Annotated in this window: 14 protein-coding genes; 8 read left to right on the forward strand and 6 right to left on the reverse strand. The window is 63.2% G+C overall.

All coding sequences use genetic code 11. The annotated features are described in order from the left end of the window. Positions 1-35: 35 nt before the first annotated feature. Genes WCE05_RS01485 through WCE05_RS01495 form a run of 3 tightly spaced genes read left to right on the forward strand, consistent with a single transcriptional unit; the run spans position 36 to position 2952 of the window. Positions 36-1442, forward strand: a complete 1407-nt coding sequence (locus tag WCE05_RS01485) for an FAD-binding oxidoreductase (protein WP_225788641.1) — start codon at positions 36-38, stop codon at positions 1440-1442. Positions 1443-1474: 32 nt separating this feature from the next. Then, positions 1475-1816, forward strand: coding sequence for a cupin domain-containing protein (locus WCE05_RS01490; RefSeq protein WP_225788640.1), 342 nt, complete (start codon positions 1475-1477; stop codon positions 1814-1816). 56 nt (positions 1817-1872) lie between these two features. Continuing rightward, entirely contained in the window at positions 1873-2952 is a 1080-nt protein-coding gene (locus WCE05_RS01495; protein WP_225788639.1) for a polyamine ABC transporter substrate-binding protein, read from the forward strand. A 248-nt stretch (positions 2953-3200) separates the two neighbouring features. Here the strand turns inward: WCE05_RS01495 and WCE05_RS01500 are convergent, their stop codons facing one another. The 3 genes from WCE05_RS01500 to WCE05_RS01510 form a co-directional block, all read right to left on the reverse strand. Continuing rightward, positions 3201-4784, reverse strand: coding sequence for a peptide chain release factor 3 (locus tag WCE05_RS01500; protein ID WP_225788638.1), 1584 nt, complete (start codon positions 4782-4784; stop codon positions 3201-3203). A gap of 106 nt (positions 4785-4890) precedes the next feature. Next, positions 4891-5220: a helix-turn-helix domain-containing protein gene (locus WCE05_RS01505; protein ID WP_225788637.1), complete on the reverse strand. Its 330-nt coding sequence runs from the start codon at positions 5218-5220 to the stop codon at positions 4891-4893. 4 nt (positions 5221-5224) lie between these two features. Next, entirely contained in the window at positions 5225-5539 is a 315-nt protein-coding gene (locus WCE05_RS01510) for a type II toxin-antitoxin system RelE/ParE family toxin (RefSeq protein ID WP_368815343.1), read from the reverse strand. A 430-nt stretch (positions 5540-5969) separates the two neighbouring features. On the opposite strand from WCE05_RS01510, the gene WCE05_RS01515 reads away from it, so the two are divergent. Genes WCE05_RS01515 through WCE05_RS01530 form a run of 4 tightly spaced genes read left to right on the forward strand, consistent with a single transcriptional unit; the run spans position 5970 to position 9412 of the window. Then, the gene (locus WCE05_RS01515; protein ID WP_225788635.1) at positions 5970-6680 is read left to right on the forward strand and encodes an ABC transporter permease; all 711 of its coding nucleotides are present in this window, start codon (positions 5970-5972) and stop codon (positions 6678-6680) included. 16 nt (positions 6681-6696) lie between these two features. After that, positions 6697-7608 carry a glycine betaine ABC transporter substrate-binding protein gene (locus WCE05_RS01520; RefSeq protein WP_225788634.1) on the forward strand — a complete coding sequence of 304 codons (912 nt, stop codon included), beginning with the start codon at positions 6697-6699 and terminating at the stop codon, positions 7606-7608. Further along, positions 7605-8258, forward strand: a complete 654-nt coding sequence (locus WCE05_RS01525) for an ABC transporter permease (RefSeq protein ID WP_225788633.1) — start codon at positions 7605-7607, stop codon at positions 8256-8258. Before WCE05_RS01520 ends, WCE05_RS01525 begins: the two co-directional genes overlap by 4 nt. After that, a complete protein-coding gene (locus tag WCE05_RS01530; protein WP_253080771.1) occupies positions 8255-9412 on the forward strand; it encodes a betaine/proline/choline family ABC transporter ATP-binding protein in 1158 nt (385 codons plus the stop codon). The genes WCE05_RS01525 and WCE05_RS01530 overlap by 4 nt, the downstream gene beginning before the upstream one ends. Positions 9413-9558: 146 nt before the next feature. On the opposite strand, the gene WCE05_RS01535 is transcribed toward WCE05_RS01530, so the two are convergent. The 3 genes from WCE05_RS01535 to WCE05_RS01545 form a co-directional block, all read right to left on the reverse strand. Then, positions 9559-11988, reverse strand: a complete 2430-nt coding sequence (locus WCE05_RS01535) for a TonB-dependent siderophore receptor (protein WP_253101357.1) — start codon at positions 11986-11988, stop codon at positions 9559-9561. A gap of 108 nt (positions 11989-12096) precedes the next feature. Next, on the reverse strand, positions 12097-13065 hold the full coding sequence (locus tag WCE05_RS01540) for a FecR domain-containing protein (RefSeq protein ID WP_368815344.1): 969 nt from the start codon (positions 13063-13065) through the stop codon (positions 12097-12099). A gap of 17 nt (positions 13066-13082) precedes the next feature. Beyond that, complete coding sequence (locus WCE05_RS01545) at positions 13083-13568, reverse strand: RNA polymerase sigma factor (protein ID WP_225788629.1); 486 nt, start codon at positions 13566-13568, stop codon at positions 13083-13085. A 617-nt stretch (positions 13569-14185) separates the two neighbouring features. On the opposite strand from WCE05_RS01545, the gene WCE05_RS01550 reads away from it, so the two are divergent. Next, complete coding sequence (locus WCE05_RS01550) at positions 14186-15349, forward strand: type III PLP-dependent enzyme (protein WP_225788628.1); 1164 nt, start codon at positions 14186-14188, stop codon at positions 15347-15349. Positions 15350-15354 lie beyond the last annotated feature (5 nt).

Below are 15354 nucleotides of genomic sequence, written 5' to 3' on the forward strand. Positions count from 1 at the left end.
GCCCACAGACCTTCATCGATGTGGAGCCGAACCTGATGCAACCCTGGCGCACGATCAGCCTCTGGATGGACCAGCTCGACGAGCCACTCAGCGCCCGCCCGGCATTGCAACAGGACCTCGACCTGGATGTGTGCATCATCGGCGCCGGCTACACCGGCCTGTGGACCGCCTACTACCTCAAGCGTCAGGCACCGCAGTTGAACATCGCCGTGATCGAAGCCAAGATCGCCGGCTTCGGCGCCTCGGGACGCAATGGCGGCTGGCTGATGGGCAACCTGCTTGGCGAAGATCGCCTGCTCGCCACCCTGTCGCCGCAACAGCGCCGCGCCAGCATCGACCTGCTGCACGGCATTCCCGACGAAGTCCACGCCGTGCTGCAACGCGAGGCCATCGACTGCGACTACCGCAAGGGTGGCGTGCTCTATTGCGCCGCTCGCTATCCGGAACAGGAACGCAGCCTGCGCGCCTACCTCGACGGCCTCTATCGCCTAGGCATGAACGAACACGATTATCGCTGGCTGCGTCCCGATCAACTGGATGCACAACTGCGGGTGAGCAATGCCTACGGCGCGATCTTCAGCCCGCACACCGCGACCATCCAGCCGGCCAAGCTGGCGCGCGGCCTGGCCCGAGCCGTGGAAAGCCTCGGTGTGCCGATCTACGAAAACACTCCAGCCATCGACTGGCAGCCCGGTCAAGTGCGTACTCCCCTGTCACGCATTCGTTGCCAGTGGATGGTGCCCGCCGTGGAGGGTTACGCGGCCAGCCTGCCACCGCTGGGTAAACATCAACTGCCGGTGCAAAGCCTGCTTGTGGCCACCGAACCACTGCCCGAGTCGACCTGGGCACAGATCGGCCTGTCCCAAGGGCAAGCCTTCAGCGAGAACAGCCGCCAGGTCACCTACGGCCAGCGCACCGCCGACAACCGCCTGGTATTCGGCGCGCGCGGTGGCTACCGTTTCGGCGGCCGGCTGCGCGACAACTTCAACCTGAACCCGGCAGAAATAGAACTACGCCGCTACCTGTTCAGCGAGTTGTTCCCGCAGCTCAAACATGTACGCATCACCCACTCCTGGGGCGGCAACCTGGGCATGGCCCGACGCTTCCGTCCGCACATGCTCTGTGATCGCCAACGCGGCGTTGCCCTTTCAGGCGGCTATGGCGGCGAGGGGGTTGGCGCCACCAATCTCGGCGGCCGCACGCTGGCCGCGCTGATCCTCGACCAGCACAACGAACTGACCGCACAACCATGGGTGCTCGACAACCGCCCATTGTCGAGCCTGGCCACCTGGCCGCCCGAGCCATGCCGCTGGCTGGGCTACAACGCGATCATCCAGAGTTTCGTCCACGAGGACCGGACCCTCGCCAACCCCGCCAATGCGCCCTGGAGGCGGCGCCTGGCCAGCTCGCTTGCGGACTTCATGGAAAGCTTCATGCACTGACTCCCCTTCCCCTCACACAGGATCCACCGGTCATGAGCATTACCCACTTCAAACACACCGACAGCACGGAGCTAGGCAGCTCCAACCCCGTCGCGGCACCCATCGGCGAGCCCGTGGCCGTGACGTCTGTCACCTGCGTCGAGCGTAGCGATGGCGTCGAGACGGGCATCTGGGCGTGCACCCCAGGGCGCTGGCGCCGGCAGATCGTGCAACAGGAGTTCTGCCACTTCATCAAAGGCCGCTGCACCTTCACCCCCGATGGTGGCGAGCCCCTGCACATAGAAGCCGGAGATGCCCTGATGCTACCGGCCAACAGCACCGGCACCTGGGACATCCAGGAAACGGTGCGCAAGACCTACGTCCTGATTTTCTGAACCGCCAATCGCCTGCCGCCCTTCGATAACAACAGACAAAGCAAGGTAAACCGGACATGCGCACGATTATTTTCGCTCCCCTGATGTTGGTCGCCTGCGTGGCCAATGCCACTGAGTCGGTGAAGATCTACAACTGGTCCAGCTACATCGCCCCGGACACACTGAAACATTTCCAGCAAACCACTGGCATCGTGCCGACCTACGACGTCTTCGACAGTAACGAAACCCTCGATGGCAAGCTGATGACCGGCAACTCCGGCTACGACGTGGTATTCCCCTCCAACCATTTCATGGCCCGGCAGATCCAGGGCAAGGCCCTGAAGAAGCTGGACAAATCGCAGTTGCCCAACTGGCACAACCTAAACCCGGTGCTGCTCAAGGCGCTGGAGGTCAACGACCCCGGCAACCAGTACGGTTTCCCCTACCTGTGGGGCAGTACCGGCATCGGTTACAACATCGACAAGGTCAAGGCCGTGCTCGGAGACGACGCCCCGGTGGACTCCTGGGACTTGATCTTCAAGCCTGAGTACATTTCCAAACTCAAAAGCTGTGGCGTGGCAGTGCTGGACAATGGCCCAGAGCTGCTGCCAATCGCCCTGCACTACCTGGGCTTGCCGCACCACAGCCAGGACCCGAAGGACTACGACAAGGCCAAGGAGCTGCTGATGAAGGCGCGACCGTACATCAGCTACTTCCACTCCTCCAAGTACACAGGCGATCTGGCCAATGGCGATGTGTGCGTGGTGGTGGGTTTTTCGGGCGATGTGCTACAGGCGAAGAACCGTGCGCAAGAAGCGAAGAACGGCGTGAAGGTGGGCTATTCGATCCCGAAGGAAGGCGCGCCGATGTGGTTCGACATGGTCGCCATGCCGGCCGATGCGCCAGACGAGAAGGCAGGATATGCCTACATGAACTACCTACTGCAACCTGAGGTGATGGCCAATATCAGTAACCATGTGCAGTACGCCAACGGCAACCTCAAGGCCGATGGGCTGGTGGATTCAGCAATGAAGAGCAACAGCATGATTTACCCGAGCGAGGAAGTGATGGGCAAGCTGTATGCACTGCAGGCCATGCCGGCGAAAATCGACCGCATCAGGACGCGCCTCTGGACCAGCATCAAGGCGGGGCACTGACGAGCTCCGGCCAATGACAAGCTTCGAGCTGCAAGGGAAAACAGGCGTGCCTGCGGTCTAATACCGTTCACTTAAGCCATTGGGGCCGCCTTGCGGCCCTTCGCGGGCAAGCCCGCTCCCACAAGTACGCTGCAAACCTCAAGGAATGCACGATCCTGTGGGAGCGGGCTCGCCCGCGAAGGGCTGCAAGGCAGCCCCAATCGATGTCACATCAGACTTAAGTGAACAGCTTGCAGCTTGAGGCTGAATCAGTGGTGCTCGCGCGTCGCGCGGAACTTCACATCCGGCCAGCGCTCTTCCATCAGCGACAGGTTGACCCGGGTCGGTGCCAGGTAGGTCAGGTGACCGCCACCGTCGATGGCCAGGTTCTCCATGGCCTTGTTCTTGAAGTCCTCGAGCTTCTTCTTGTCGTCGCAGCTGATCCAGCGCGCCGACCAGACGGTGATCGGCTCATAGGCGCACTCGACCTTGTACTCTTCCTTCAGGCGGCTGGCGACCACGTCGAACTGCAGCACACCGACCGCACCGAGGATGATGTCGTTGCTGCGCTCGGGGAAGAACACCTGGGTCGCGCCTTCCTCGGCCAACTGTTGCAGGCCCTGGCGCAGTTGCTTGGACTTGAGCGGGTCCTTCAGGCGCACGCGGCGGAACAGCTCCGGTGCGAAGTGCGGGATACCCGTGAAGCCCAGCACCTCGCCTTCGCTGAAGGTGTCGCCGATCTGGATGGTGCCGTGGTTGTGCAGGCCGATGATGTCACCGGCATAGGCCTCTTCCAGTTGCTCGCGCTCGGATGAGAAGAAGGTCAGCGCATCGCCGATGCGCAGGTCCTTGCCCAGGCGCACGTGGCGCATCTTCATGCCCTTCTCGTACTTGCCCGAGCAGATGCGCATGAAGGCGATGCGGTCGCGGTGCTTGGGGTCCATGTTCGCCTGGATCTTGAACACGAAGCCGCTGAACTTCTCCTCGGTCGGCTCGACGGTACGCTCGTGGGCAACGCGGCCCAGCGGGCGTGGCGCCCAGTCGACCACGGCATCGAGCACGTGGTCGACACCGAAATTGCCAAGCGCAGTGCCGAAGAACACCGGGGTCAGCTGGCCATTGATGAACTCGTCCTGGTCGAACGCATGGCAGGCACCTTGCACCAGCTCGAGCTGCTCGACGAACGCATCGTACTGGTCGCCCAGGTGCGCGCGGGCTTCGTCGGAGTCCAGCTTCTCGATGATCTTCGCTTCGGTGCGCTCATGACCATGGCCGGGGGTATAGACCACGATGTAGTCGCCGGTCAGGTGGTAGACGCCCTTGAAGTCCTTGTAGCAGCCGATCGGCCAGGTGATCGGCGCAGCCTTGATCTTCAGCACCGCCTCGATCTCGTCGAGCAGCTCGATCGGGTCGCGGATGTCGCGGTCGAGCTTGTTGATGAAGCTGACGATCGGCGTGTCGCGCAGGCGGCAGACATCCATCAGGGCGATGGTCCGCGGCTCGACGCCCTTACCGCCGTCGAGCACCATCAGCGCCGAGTCCACCGCCGTCAGGGTGCGGTAGGTGTCTTCCGAGAAGTCCTCGTGGCCGGGGGTGTCGAGCAGGTTGATCATGTGTTCGCGGTAGGGGAACTGCATCACCGAGGTGGTGATGGAGATACCGCGCTGCTTCTCCATTTCCATCCAGTCGGAAGTGGCGTGGCGGTCGGACTTGCGCGACTTCACGGTACCGGCGACGGCAATGGCCTTGCCCATCAGCAGGAGCTTCTCGGTGATGGTGGTCTTACCGGCGTCGGGGTGGGAAATGATTGCGAAAGTGCGGCGTTTCGCGACTTCGGCGGCCTGGTTGGTCATGGGAAATCGCCTGACTGGGGATCAAAAAGGGGCAGTATCATACCTGAAGTCGGGCGTCAGGCCAAAATAGCTGCCGCCAGACCGGACGCCCCTTGGCCTCGACACCCTAGCTGCGAGAAATCGGATCCTCTGCGAACCCTTCGATCGTGACGGGTGCTCGACCGGGCATGTGGGCCACCAGCTCCAGCCTGCCGCCCATGGCCTCCACATAGCCACGCAGAGTAGATATCAGCATGTCGCTGCGATTCTCGACTTTCGAAACATTGCCTTGACGGATGTCGAGACGTTCAGCCAGATCCTCCTGGGTGATCTGGAGCTGTTTACGCAGCGCTCGAAGCGTCATTTCTTCACGGACCAATTCGCGACCGCGCTCCTCCACCCTCGCCCTGCGCTCAGGTGAAAGGCCGTTCATTACGTCATCAAGTGTCTTGTACATGCTTTCAACCTCTGGACAGGTGCCGATCGAACCGCTCATCGGCACGGTCGATCAGGTGCCTGTAGAACCTGCGTTCATTGATGCCCGCCTTATCGCCAGCCATCAACAGAAGCGCACAACGAGAACGATCGAAGGCGAACGCCACTCGCCATACACCACCATCAGCATTGAAGCGCAACTCTTTCATATTCGAATGCCTTGAGCCTTTGAGCGTATCTACGCGAGAGCGTCCCAACGCAGGGCCCCAGCGTTCGAGCAGGTGAAGCTGAGCCAGCAGTTCATCCTGAACCGCCTCTGCCAACCTTTCGAACTCGGTCATGAACTCCAGACACATCCCTATAGACCACAAAAAAATACCTCCAAGAGAATATTCCTTCAAGGGATTACTCGGAAAATTTTCGAATGACCATGGAGAGATAGGGATGTGCTCGAAAAGCAGGTGATTCAACGTCCACAAGTAATATCCACGCTGTTTTTTCGCGTGAAATTTCCTACTCGCCAGTGATTAACGCTGGCCAAATGCCGCTTCAGATGGGAACCTTTACCCCCACGGAGACGTCCACTCCCCTGCAACCCGCCTCGGTTCAGGGCTGGAAACACCTGCATTTCGGGCCCGACGGGGTTCGGCTCATGGCGTGACCGCACAGCTCTGCTGGGCACCACGCTGCTACTCGCGACCACACTGCCCGCCGCCAGGAATGGCCGGCCGCCACGGGGTGTGCTCGCCGACTACACAAAGGAGTCCGCCTGTGGCTGCACGCTACGGAAAAGGGCTGTTGGGATGGGCCGCCGTGCTCGTCATCCTGGCCCTGCTGGTCCACTGGATCGGCATCGACACGATCGCGCGCTACCGCGACGATCTTGGTTTCTACCTGCAAGCGCACCTGGTCCTGGTGCTGGCTTCGATGGCGGCGGCGTTGGCCGTGGGCATCCCCGCCGGCATTGCCTTGAGTCGACCGCACCGGGTCGACAAGGCCGAGCGCTTCATGCAGTTGTTCAACGTTGGCAATACCATCCCTCCCCTGGCCGTTCTGGCCATCGCCCTGAGTGTCCTGGGCATCGGCGCAGGCCCGGCGATCTTCGCCCTGTTCCTCGCCTCCCTGCTGCCCATCGTGCGCAATACCTACGAAGGCCTGAAGAACGTGCCCGCCTCGCTCAAGGAAGCCGCCACCGGCATCGGCATGACCCCGCGCCAGCAGCTCTGGCAGGTGGAACTGCCCAACGCCGTGCCGATCATCGTCGGCGGGGTGCGCGTGGCCCTGGCATTGAACGTGGGTACAGCGCCACTGGCGTTTTTGATCGGTGCCAACAGCCTGGGCAGCCTGATCTTCCCCGGCATCGCCCTGAACAACCAGCCACAACTGCTGCTGGGCGCGGCCTGCACGGCGCTGCTGGCGCTGCTGCTCGACGCCTTGGTGAGCTTCTCCAGCAAGCGCTGGCTGGAACGTGGCCTGGCCTGACAAGAAGAGGGACTGCATGAAGAAAAGAATCGCCTTGCTGCTGGGCGCGGCCCTGCTGTTCGCAGGATTTGCCCAAGCAGCGCAGAAACCGCTGGTGCGGATCGGCGCCCGGGTCTTCACCGAACAGACCGTACTCGCCGAGATCACCGCACAGTACCTGCGTGCCAATGGCTTCGACGTGCGCGTCACCGCAGGCCTTGGCAGCAACCTCGCCCGCCAGGCTCAGGAGACCGGCCAGCTCGACCTGATGTGGGAGTACACCGGTGTCTCGCTGGTGTCCTACAACCACATCGACGAGCGCATGCCCAGCGCCGAGGCCACCTATGCCAGGGTCAAGGCGCTGGATGCGCAGAAGGGCCTGGTCTGGCTGACGCCCTCGAGGTTCAGCAACACCTACGCCCTGGCCCTGCCGCGCAAGGTCGCCGAGGCCTACCCGCAGGTCGCGACCATCAGCCAGCTCAACCAGGTGCTGCGCGATGAAAAGGCACGCAAGCACCTGGTGGCCCTGGACACCGAGTTCGCCAACCGCCCCGACGGCCTGGAAGGCCTGAAGGCGATGTACGACCTGCAGGTCGGCCGCGCCAACATCCGCCAGATGGACGCGGGCCTGGTCTATACCGCCCTGCGCAACGACCAGGTATTCGCCGGCCTGGTGTACACCACCGACGGTCGCCTGAGCGCCTTCGACCTCAAGCTGCTGGAAGACGACAAGCACTACTTCCCCGACTACACCGCCGCCCCCGTGGTGCGCAAACAGGTCCTCGACGCCAATCCACAGCTGGCCGCGCTGCTCAAGCCCCTGGCCGAAACGCTCGACGACGAGACCATGCGCCAGCTCAACGCCAAGGTCGATGTCGAGCACCAGAGCCCGACCACCGTGGCCGCCGAGTTCCTGCGCCAGCATCCCTTCAGCGAGGTACAGCCATGAACCTGCTCGACACCTTCGTCCACCTGGACTGGGCCCAGGTCGTGCAACTGACCTGGCAGCACATCGCCCTGGTCGGTATCGCCGTGGGCCTGGCGATTCTCTTCGGTGTGCCGCTGGGCATCCTGATGACCCGTTTCCCCGCCGTCGCCGGCCCCGTGCAGGCTGCGGCCACGGTCCTGCTGACCATACCGTCGATCGCCCTGTTCGGCCTGCTGCTGCCGTTCTATTCCAAGTTCGGCCAGGGCCTGGGGCCGCTGCCGGCGATCACTGCGGTGTTCCTATATTCCCTGCTGCCGATCCTGCGCAACACCTACCTCGCCCTGACCAATGTCGAACCCGGCATCCGTGAGGCCGCGCGCGGTATCGGCATGACCTTCGGCCAGCGCCTGCGCATGGTCGAGCTGCCCATCGCCGTGCCGGTGATCCTCGCCGGCGTGCGCACCGCCGTGGTCATGAACATCGGCGTCATGACCATCGCCGCGACCATCGGTGCCGGCGGCCTGGGTGTACTCATCCTCACCTCCATCAGCCGCAGCGACATGTCCATGCTGCTGGTCGGCGCCGTGCTGGTCAGCCTCCTGGCGATCATCGCCGACCTGATTCTGCAAACCCTGCAACGTGCCCTGACTCCGGAAGGACTGCGCCCATGATCGAACTGAAGAACCTCAGCAAGACCTTCAACGTCAACGGCAAGGACGTCAAAGCCGTCGACTCGGTAAGCCTCACCGTCAACGAAGGCGAGATCTGCGTCTTCCTCGGCCCTTCGGGCTGCGGCAAGAGCACCACCCTGAAGATGATCAACCGCCTGATCACCCCGACCTCCGGCCAGGTGTTCATCAATGGCGAAGACACCAGCGCCCTGGACGAGGTGACCCTGCGCCGCCATATCGGCTACGTGATCCAGCAGATCGGCCTGTTCCCCAACATGACCATCGAGGAGAACATCACCGTGGTCCCGCGCCTGCTCGGCTGGGACAAGCACAAGTGCCACGAGCGCGCCCGCGAGCTGATGAACATGATCAAGCTCGAACCCAAGCATTACCTACAGCGCTACCCACGCGAGCTGTCCGGTGGCCAGCAGCAGCGCATCGGCGTGATCCGCGCCCTGGCCGCCGAAGCACCGGTGCTGTTGATGGACGAGCCGTTCGGCGCGGTCGACCCGATCAACCGGGAGATGATTCAGAACGAATTCTTCGAGATGCAGCGGGCGCTGAACAAGACCGTGATCATGGTCAGCCACGACATCGACGAGGCCATCAAGCTGGGCGACAAGATCGCCATCTTCCGTGCCGGCAAGCTGCTCCAGCTCGACCACCCGGATACCCTGCTGGCCCACCCGGTAGACGATTTCGTCAGCGACTTCGTCGGCCAGGACAGCACCCTCAAGCGCCTGTTGCTGGTGCGTGCCGAGGACGCGGCGGACAACGCACCCTCGGTCAGCCCGCAAACGCCGGTGAACGATGCCCTGGAACTGCTCGACGAGCACGACCGTCGCTACGTGGTGGTCACCGACGCGGCGAACAAGGCGCTCGGCTACGTGCGCCGTCGCGACATGCACCGTCAACAGGGAACCTGCGGCGACTTCCTGCGCCCGTTCAACGCCACTGCATCCCATGACGAGCACCTGCGCATCCTGCTATCGCGGATGTACGAGTACAACCGTGCCTGGTTGCCGGTGCTGGATGCCGAGCAGGTGTTCCTTGGCGAGGTGACCCAGGAGTCCATCGCGGCGTACCTGAGCTCGGGGCGTTCGCGCGGGGGCAAGACCAGCATCGTCTCGCCGGCGGAGGCAGTCGGCGCCTGACCGAGGCGTGCCGGATATCGGCCGGTCAACTTGGGGTCGCTGCGCGCCCCAATCGCCGGCAAGCCGACTCCCAGGTACTCCACCCAGCGGCCCCCCTGTGGGAGCGGGCTTGCCCGCGATGGGCCGCAACGCGGCCCTCCTCGGCATCAGAACCCGACGCTGGCCTGCACATAGAAGGTCCGCGGTTCACCCACATACAACCCCGCGTTGTTGTCGCTCGAGCGGGTGTAGTACTGCTTGTCGAAGATGTTCTTCACCCCCGCCGCCAACTTCAGGTTCGACAGCTGCGGCCCGAAGTCGTAGCCACCACGGGCATGCCAGGTCACGTAGCCTGGAATATCGCCATACTGGCCGTCGGCACTGGGCTCGGTGATGTAGTTGCCGTTGAAGCTACCGTCGGCGTTCATCCCGGTACCGGGGGCGCGCTGCTTGGATTGAGCGTAGGCATCCAGGTTCCAGGTCCAGCGGTCGACCTGGTAGCGCAGGCCGGCGGTGACCACCTGGCGGGAGTAGAACGGCAGGTCGCGGCCCTTGAAGCCAGGGATCTCGCCCTCGTAGGTAGCGCGGGTGTAGGTGAACCCGGCATTGGCCGACAAGCCCTGCAGCCGCGGGTCGAGGCCCGACAGGTCATAGCGCATCGACGCTTCGATGCCCTGATGCTTGGTGGCGCCCAGGTTGGTCCAGCCCACATCGTTGCTGATGTATTGCAGCTCATCGTCGAAGTCGATGTAAAAGGCCGTCAGTTCACCGGCGAAATGGCCATCGTCATAGCGTGTGCCGATCTCGTAAGTCTTGGCCTTCTCCGGCTCCAGGCCGTTGGCGGTACTGTCGCCGACACCGCCCTGGCCGAGCTGGAAGTACTGCAGGCTGCCGAACGACGTCTCGTAGTTGGCGAACAGCTTCCAGGCATCCGACAGGTGGTACATCACGCTCAAGGCTGGCAGCGGCTCGTTGCTGGTGATGCTGCGGTTCTTTTCCGGCACCGGTCTGTAGTTGGCATCCAGCACCGGACGGTCGCGCCAGTCGGTATTGATGTGCTCGAAGCGAATCCCTGGAGTGATGGTCCAGTTGCCCACGTCGATCTTGTCATCGATGTAGTAGGCGCTGGCCTCGGTGCCGCCACTGCGGTCCTGGAAGACATGGCCGTCGGAGGTCGGGGTTGGCGTCGGTACGTTGTCGATCAGCGCCAGGCGGGTGGATTGCTCGCGCATGGCCTCCTTCAGGTAGCGATAGCCGACGCTGACTTCCTGGGTGGTCGGGCCGACGAAGAAGATCCGCGACAGGCGTGGCTCGATGGCGAAGGTGTGGTAGTTGCGCGGGTACGACGACAGGGTCTTCATGTCGCGAGCGGCGATGGCGCTGCCACGGAAGCTGTCGGTGTAGTAGGTCAGCACCTCGAACTGGGTCGCGTCGTCGATCTGCCGCTGCCACTTGAACGACACGTCCTTGCGCCGGCCGCTGAAGTAGTCGTAGTCGCGTACCGACTGGTACGGGTCATGGTCGAACTGGGCCTGGGTCAGGCCGCCAGGCATGTCGGCGCGGCCGTCGTAGTAGTGGAAGTTGAGCCAGAACTCGTCGCGCTCGGTGGGCGCCCAGTGGGTCTTGAGGATGACGTCGTCGATATCGTTGTCGTTGTTGCTGCTGCGATAGCCATGGCCGTTGACCCCGGTGTACAGCAGCGCGACACCCAGGCCATTGTCGGCGGTACCGCCGACGAATGCCGATTCGGTGTGCTTCCAACCGCCGTGGCGGGAGGTTTCGAGGGTAGTGGCCAGCTCGCCAGTGGCCTTCTCGGGGATCGCCCGGGTGACGAAGTTGATCACCCCACCGACGTTCTGCGGGCCATAGCGCACCGAACCCGCGCCACGCACCACGTCGATGCTGTCGAGGTTGCCCGAGGAGATCGGCGCCATCGACAGCTGCGGCTGGCCATAGGGGGCGAAGGCTGCCGGGATGCCGTCGATCAGCACGGTCGAGCGTGGCGACAGGCGGGAGGTCAGGCCGCGCACGCCGACGTTGAGCGACAGGTCGCTGCCGCCGGTGCCGTTGGAGTCCTGCACCTGCACGCCCGGAATGCCACGCAGGACGTCGCGCACGTTCATCGCGCCCTTCTCCACCATGGCCTCGCGGCGCACCACGGTACGCGCGCCGGGATGGTTGTGCACGACGCGCTGCTCGGCGTCGCCCAGCCAGTCGCCGACCACCTTCACATCGGTGGGCGCCAGCTCGAGGCTGCCGGGGGTCGCGCCGCCCGCGCTCTGGGAGGGCTTGATCACCACGGTGTCCTGGGACATCTCATAAGTCAGCCCGCTGCCTTGCAGCAGTTGCTGCAAGGCCTGCTCGGGCGCCAGGTTGCCGGATACCGCAGGGGCCTGCTTGCCAGCCACGAGCTCCGGGCTGAAGAACAGCTGCAGGTTGGTCTGCTGGCCGAGCTGGGCCAAGGCCGAGGCCAATGACTGGGCCTGGATCTGCAAGGCGACCGGCGCCTGCTCGGCATAGGCATGGGTTGCGGCGGCACTGACCGCCACGGCCAGTGCCAGGGTGCGCAGGCGAAGAAGAGGTTTGTTGTTGTTCACGTCGTCGAAGGGTCCTGAAAGTCGGGATGAACGCCAACCGCATGCAAGTGGGAATGCTTGGCAGTTGCAGTTGGCGGGGAAGACGAACGAGCGAAAAAAAACCTGAATCTACTTCGCGATAATTTCGCTGGAGCCATCGCCGTAGGTCTTGATCGCCACGGGCAGGATGCTCGGCAGGGCTCGCAGCAAGGCGTCGGTATCGTCGACGCTGAAGGTGCTGGACAGGCGCAGGCCAGCCGCCTTGCCTGGTGCAACACGCAAGGGCTGGGCACGATAGCGGGAAACCTCGGCGACCACCTCCTCGAGGGTGGCGTTGTCGAATACCAGCTTGCCCTGGCGCCAGGCGGTCAGCGCAGCGGCGTCGACCGCATAGGGCGCGGCCACCTTGCCCTGTCGGTCGATGTGCGAACCCTGGCCGGCCTTGAGCTGCGCCAGCGAGTCGCCCGCCCCACGGACCCGCACCGAGCCCTGCTCCACTGCCACGCGGGTCCGCTCGGGGTCCAGGCGCACGTCGAAGCGCGTGCCGGTCACGGTGACGCTGCCTTGCGCGGTGTCGACCACGAACGGTCGGTCGACGTCATGGGCCACGCTGAACATCGCCTCGCCAGCGGTCAGCAAAACTTGACGTCGGCCGGAGCTGAACGCGACCTGCAAGTGGGTACCGCCATTGAGTTCCAGGTGCGAGCCATCGGGCAACTCGACCTGGCGACGCTCACCCAGGGCAGTCTGCAGATCTGCGTGATGGTTCAGGCGCTGGTACTGCCAGCCGCTCCACCCCAGCCCCAGCGCGGCCAGCGCGACCCCAGCGGCCAGGGCCTGACGCAACAGGCGACGACGCGGCAGCGGCAGCCGCTGCACGGGCTCGGGTTGGCACAGGGCCTCCAGGTGCTGGCGAGGAATGAGGTCGGCGGCCTGCCACAGCCGGCCCAGTTGTTCATATTCCTCGCGGTGCCGGGGATGCGCAGCGAGCCACTGGCGCAATTGCGCCTGCAGTTCGGCATCCTGGGGGGCATCCTGGACGCGGGCGAACCATTCGGCCGCCTGGTCGCGGACGACATCGGCACCGTGCTGTTTCATGAAAAGGCTCTCCTGACTCATCTCGACACATCCAGGTGCTCACGCAGATGTCGGAGCGTGCGGATCATATACTTTTCGACCATGTTCTTGGTCAAACCCATGCGCTCGGCGATCTCCGCCTGGCTCAGCCCTTCGAGCTTCTGCCAGATGAAGACCCGCCGGCAATTGACCGGCAGTTGCGCCAACGCCCGCTCGACACTGTCGGCCAGCTCCAGGGCATGCACATAGGCCTCCGGATCGCCGCTGCCCGCGCCGACCGGCGCGAACGCCTCCTGCTCCAGGGACTGGCGCCGGTCTTCGCGGCGAAAGCCATCCACGGCGATGTTGCGGGCGGTCTGGTGCAAGTAGGCGCGGGGCTGCTCGACCTGTTCGCGCGGGTTTTCCAGAACCCGCACGAAGGCGTCGTGGGTGAGGTCCTCGGCTTGCTGGCGGCTGCGCAGCTTGCGCGTCCAGGTGCCGATCAGCTCATGGTAATGGTCGAGAAAGCCTTTGTGTCCGGACACGGTCGGGGTCGTCAGGGAGGCAGATGAGGTCGCGAATAGTAATGCTTCTCATCAACGACGGCAAATCGACGATGCCATGGCCCGACCAAGCCTCGCCAGGGCGTCAGTAACAAAAAATTTATGACGGGATTCATGCACAGGCGTGCCAGGAACATGTGGCCATAAATATGAACACCTGGTCGCTATTGCAGGCCAACCCGCACACCCCCGAAAACAGCGCTGACCTTGTGGGCACGGGTCTACCTGCGAAGTGGCCAACGGGTTCCATTCCACAATTTTTTACGCTTGTGATCCTGGGGGGAACATCCGAGGGTCACATGAGTCGGTTATTCAAGGCACTGCTCGTCGATCCACGACGATCGCGTCGGGATTGGCTGTTGATCTTGCTTTCTTCACCGCCTAAAGTGCGCGCCGAACGTCCATGCTGGAAACGATCCATCCGGCTCAAGTACTGACGACGAGACAGCAAGGTCACCCGCCGCTCCGTATCACGGGCACGGTTGACCTTTTTGCTTTCGGCGACATGCCTTGGGAAGTAGGCGAACCAAAGTGGGGATACGGAGGACGTTCAGTTTGCAGCCACTTACCTTTTCAGTTTGCCCATGGAGCCCTTGAGCATGTCGATCCAGGTCGAAGACTATTTCGCGCGCGACACCTTCCAGAAGATGAAGGCGTTCGCCGACAAGCAGGAAACCCCGTTCGTACTCATCGACACCCAGATGATCAGCCAGGCCTATGACGACCTGCGCGCCGGGTTCGAGTTCGCCAAGGTCTACTACGCGGTCAAGGCCAACCCGGCGGTCGAGATCATCGACCTGCTCAAGGACAAAGGCTCGAACTTCGACATCGCCTCGATCTACGAGCTGGACAAGGTGATGAACCAGGGTGTCAGCGCCGACCGCATCAGCTACGGCAACACCATCAAGAAGTCCAGGGACATCCGCTACTTCTACGAGAAGGGCGTGCGCCTGTACGCCACCGACTCCGAAGCCGACCTGCGCAACATCGCCAAGGCCGCGCCGGGCTCGAAGGTCTACGTGCGCATCCTCACCGAAGGCTCCACCACCGCCGACTGGCCGCTGTCGCGCAAGTTCGGCTGCCAGACCGACATGGCCATGGACCTGCTGATCCTCGCCCGCGACCTGGGCCTGGTGCCTTATGGCGTGTCTTTCCACGTCGGCTCCCAGCAGCGCGACATCAGCGTGTGGGATGCCGCCATCGCCAAGGTCAAGGTGATCTTCGAGCGCCTGAAGGAAGAAGACGGCATCGAGCTGAAGATGATCAACATGGGCGGTGGTTTCCCGGCCAACTACATTACCCGCACCAACAGCCTGGAAACCTATGCCGAGGAAATCATCCGCTTCCTCAAGGAAGACTTCGGCGACGAACTGCCGGAGATCATCCTCGAGCCAGGCCGCTCGCTGATCGCCAACGCTGGCATCCTGGTCAGCGAAGTGGTGCTGGTGGCGCGCAAGTCGCGTACGGCGGTCGAGCGTTGGGTGTACACCGACGTGGGCAAGTTCTCCGGCCTGATCGAAACCATGGACGAAGCCATCAAGTTCCCGATCTGGACAGAGAAGAAGGGGGAGATGGAAGAAGTGGTGATCGCCGGCCCTACTTGCGACAGCGCTGACATCATGTACGAGCACTACAAGTACGGCCTGCCGCTGAACCTGGCCATCGGCGACCGCCTGTACTGGCTGTCGACCGGCGCCTATACCACCAGCTACAGCGCGGTGGAGTTCAACGGCTTCCCGCCGCTGAAGGCGTACTACCTGTAAGAAAC

This window comes from Pseudomonas sp. I2, from assembly GCF_040984075.1.
GTDB lineage: Bacteria > Pseudomonadota > Gammaproteobacteria > Pseudomonadales > Pseudomonadaceae > Aquipseudomonas > Aquipseudomonas guariconensis_B.

Bases quoted from the DNA above. Each gene is read 5' to 3' on its own strand.
- WCE05_RS01500 (WP_225788638.1), bottom strand. From the start codon at position 4,784: ATGACCAACCAGGCCGCCGAAGTCGCGAAACGCCGCACTTTCGCAATC.
- WCE05_RS01495 (WP_225788639.1), top strand. From the start codon at position 1,873: ATGCGCACGATTATTTTCGCTCCCCTGATGTTGGTCGCCTGCGTGGCC.
- WCE05_RS01485 (WP_225788641.1), top strand. From the start codon at position 36: ATGCAACCCTGGCGCACGATCAGCCTCTGGATGGACCAGCTCGACGAG.
- WCE05_RS01520 (WP_225788634.1), top strand. From the start codon at position 6,697: ATGAAGAAAAGAATCGCCTTGCTGCTGGGCGCGGCCCTGCTGTTCGCA.
- WCE05_RS01525 (WP_225788633.1), top strand. From the start codon at position 7,605: ATGAACCTGCTCGACACCTTCGTCCACCTGGACTGGGCCCAGGTCGTG.
- WCE05_RS01550 (WP_225788628.1), top strand. From the start codon at position 14,186: ATGTCGATCCAGGTCGAAGACTATTTCGCGCGCGACACCTTCCAGAAG.
- WCE05_RS01530 (WP_253080771.1), top strand. From the start codon at position 8,255: ATGATCGAACTGAAGAACCTCAGCAAGACCTTCAACGTCAACGGCAAG.
- WCE05_RS01540 (WP_368815344.1), bottom strand. From the start codon at position 13,065: ATGAAACAGCACGGTGCCGATGTCGTCCGCGACCAGGCGGCCGAATGG.
- WCE05_RS01505 (WP_225788637.1), bottom strand. From the start codon at position 5,220: ATGTACAAGACACTTGATGACGTAATGAACGGCCTTTCACCTGAGCGC.
- WCE05_RS01510 (WP_368815343.1), bottom strand. From the start codon at position 5,539: ATGACCGAGTTCGAAAGGTTGGCAGAGGCGGTTCAGGATGAACTGCTG.
- WCE05_RS01490 (WP_225788640.1), top strand. From the start codon at position 1,475: ATGAGCATTACCCACTTCAAACACACCGACAGCACGGAGCTAGGCAGC.